The 2,874-nt window shown below is 59.7% G+C and carries 2 protein-coding genes and 1 pseudogene; 2 read left to right on the top strand and 1 reads right to left on the bottom strand.

Going from position 1 to position 2,874, the window contains the following annotated elements; translation table 11 throughout:
- Positions 1-217, bottom strand: a pseudogene (locus Q0341_RS09620) (3,4-dehydroadipyl-CoA semialdehyde dehydrogenase); the annotation flags it as partial.
- A gap of 193 nt (positions 218-410) precedes the next feature.
- Here Q0341_RS09620 and Q0341_RS09615 point away from each other — a divergent pair.
- The gene (locus Q0341_RS09615) at positions 411-1,325 is read left to right on the top strand and encodes a helix-turn-helix transcriptional regulator (protein ID WP_299512571.1); all 915 of its coding nucleotides are present in this window, start codon (positions 411-413) and stop codon (positions 1,323-1,325) included.
- Positions 1,326-1,484: 159 nt separating this feature from the next.
- Positions 1,485-2,874: 2,3-epoxybenzoyl-CoA dihydrolase (boxC, locus tag Q0341_RS09610; RefSeq protein WP_299512568.1), on the top strand; the 1,390-nt coding region annotated here is incomplete at its 3' end.

Below are 2,874 nucleotides of genomic sequence, written 5' to 3'. Positions count from 1 at the left end.
TTTTGGTCAGCAATTCGGCACGTTGGCCGTAGCTCAGGGCGCGCAGGGCCGCGCCGCCCTGTTCGCGGGCAAAACCGAAGCCTTCGGCCAAGTCGATACCCGCACTGGACACGCGGGCCAGCTCGGCACCCAGTACCGGGTCAAACATCGGCGTGCCTGCGCCGGTGCCGGTTTGCCAGCAGCCTGCGAAAAAGTTGGGGAGCAATGCGGTGGTCATGGGGTGCTTTCCAAAAGGTGATGGGGGCGTGCATGCCGTGGCAGGCCATAAAAAACTGTTCTTGATGTCCAGTTGGCGGTATAAACAATGGTTAATGCATTATTGTGCTTGCCTTGTAGTATGCAATAAAGTGCATGTTTTGGGATTGTTGAAATAAAAGGGTTTTCCCTTAGTTGTTGATCAAAAGTTACACATGACCAGTCAAGAACCCACATTGTTGGAAGCAGTCGAGTCGGAGACCAAGCGCAGTCCATTCCTGGAGGCGCTGGGTGAGCGCGTGCGCACTTTGCGTTCGCGTCGGGGCATGACGCGCCGGGCTGTGGCGCTGTCCGCCGATGTGTCCGAGCGTCACCTCGCCAATCTGGAGTACGGCACCGGCAACGTTTCGGTGTTGGTGCTGCTGCAAGTGGCGCAGGCCCTGCAATGTTCTCTGGCCGAGTTGCTGGGTGATGTGACCACCACCTCGCCCGAGTGGTTGCTGATCCGTGAGTTGCTTTCCAAGCGCAGCGAGGCGGACCTGCGCCGCGTCCGCGTGCAGTTGGGTGAACTTTTTGGCGAAGGCGGTACCGCACAAGAACGCAAAAACCGGATTGCCTTGATTGGTTTGCGCGGTGCCGGGAAAACCGCGCTGGGCCAGCGCTTGGCTGACGATTTGGGCTTTCCGTTCATTGAGTTGAGCCGGGAAATCGAGCAGTTCGCAGGTTGCCAAATCAGTGAAATCCACAACCTCTACGGGGCCAACGCTTATCGCCGCTATGAGCGCCGCGCGCTGGAAGAAGCCATTCAGATTTACCCCGAAGTGGTGATCGCCACGCCTGGTGGCTTGGTCTCGGATTCGGCCAACTTCAATGTGTTGCTCTCACACTGCTCCACCGTGTGGCTGCAGGCCGATGCGGCGGACCACATGGACCGCGTAGCGGCGCAGGGCGACATGCGGCCCATGGCCGCCAGCCGCGAGGCGATGGAAGACCTCAAACGCATCTTGGAAGGGCGCTCAGCGTTTTATTCCAAAGCCGACTTGGCCATCAACACCAGTGGCCGCAGCGAAAACCAGGCCTTTGACGCCTTGCGTGCTTCGGTTCGCCAGCATTTGACCCTTCCCGTATGAAGGGTGAGTAAAAACGCATTTCTCAGGGTAAGTACTTATGTAATGCAGTAAAGTGCACGTTGCGGAGGTGGATGACCTGCATTAAAATTCAGTCCAACATGCAATTAAATGCATTTTTGACCGACATCAACATCTACTTTCCGCAACGGAGACATCGGCATGACGCAAGCTTTCCAGGTTGACTACCAAACCAACCCCGCGCAATACAAACACATCAACCTGGCCTTTGATGGCGAGATCGCCACCTTGTCGATCAACATCAACGAAGACGCCGGCATCCGCCCTGGCTACAAACTCAAGCTCAACAGCTACGACCTGGGTGTGGACATCGAGTTGCACGACGCATTGCAGCGCATCCGCTTTGAGCACCCCGAAGTGCGCTCGGTGGTGGTGACCAGCGCGCGTGACCGCGTGTTCTGCTCGGGTGCCAACATCTTCATGTTGGGCGTGTCCACCCACGGCTGGAAAGTGAACTTCTGCAAGTTCACCAACGAAACCCGCAACGGCATCGAAGACTCCAGCAAGCACGACGGCCTGAAATTTGTGGCTGCTCTGAACGGTGCTTGCGCGGGCGGCGGCTACGAGCTGGCCCTGGCCTGCGATGAAATCGTGCTGGTCGACGACCGCTCCAGCGCCGTGTCGCTGCCCGAAGTGCCACTGCTCGGCGTGTTGCCTGGCACCGGTGGCTTGACCCGCGTGACCGACAAGCGCCATGTGCGCCACGACCTGGCCGACATTTTCTGCACCAGCGTGGAAGGTGTGCGTGGACAAAAAGCCGTGGACTGGCGTCTGGTCGATGCGATCGCCAAGCCGGCCGTGTTCAAGCAAGCCGTGCAAGCCCGCGCCACCCAATTGGCCGCTGGCAGCATCCGCACCGCAGGCGTCAAAGGCGTGGAATTGACGCCGCTGAACCGTACGATTGCAGCCGACGCCCTGACTTACGCCAACGTCACCGTGGAAATCGACCGGGCCAAGCGCATCGCCACCTTCACCGTCAAGGCCCCTGCCTCTGCTCAGCCCACCGACATCGCCGGTATTGAAGCCGCAGGCGTGAACTGGTGGCCTTTGCAAATGGTGCGCGAACTCGACGACGCCATCCTGCACATGCGCACCAACGAACTGGACATCGGCACCTGGGTGCTCAAGACCTCGGGCGACGCTGCTGCCGTGTTGGCCTCGGACGCGACCTTGCTGGCCCATAAAGACCACTGGTTGGTGCGTGAAACCATTGGCCACCTTCGTCGCACTTTGGCCCGTCTGGACGTGTCTTCGCGCAGCCTGTTCGCTCTGATCGAAGAAGGCACTTGCTTTGCGGGCACCTTGGCCGAACTGGCGTTCTGCGCCGACCGGGCTTATATGCTGGCGCTGCCTGACGACGCTGACAAGGCGCCCAAGCTGCAACTGAGCGAGATGAACTTCGGTTTCTTCCCCATGGTCAACGACCAGACCCGCCTGCAGCGCCGCTTTTACGAAGAAGTGCCCGCCATGGAAGCCGCTCGCGGTGCGATTGGCCAAGCGCTGGACGCCGACGCCGCACTGGCGCTGGGCC

The organism is uncultured Limnohabitans sp. (genome assembly GCF_937889215.1).
Taxonomy (GTDB): domain Bacteria; phylum Pseudomonadota; class Gammaproteobacteria; order Burkholderiales; family Burkholderiaceae_C; genus Limnohabitans_A.
Note: the sequence above shows the minus strand (reverse complement) of the source record. Positions and strands in the feature narration are given on the sequence as shown.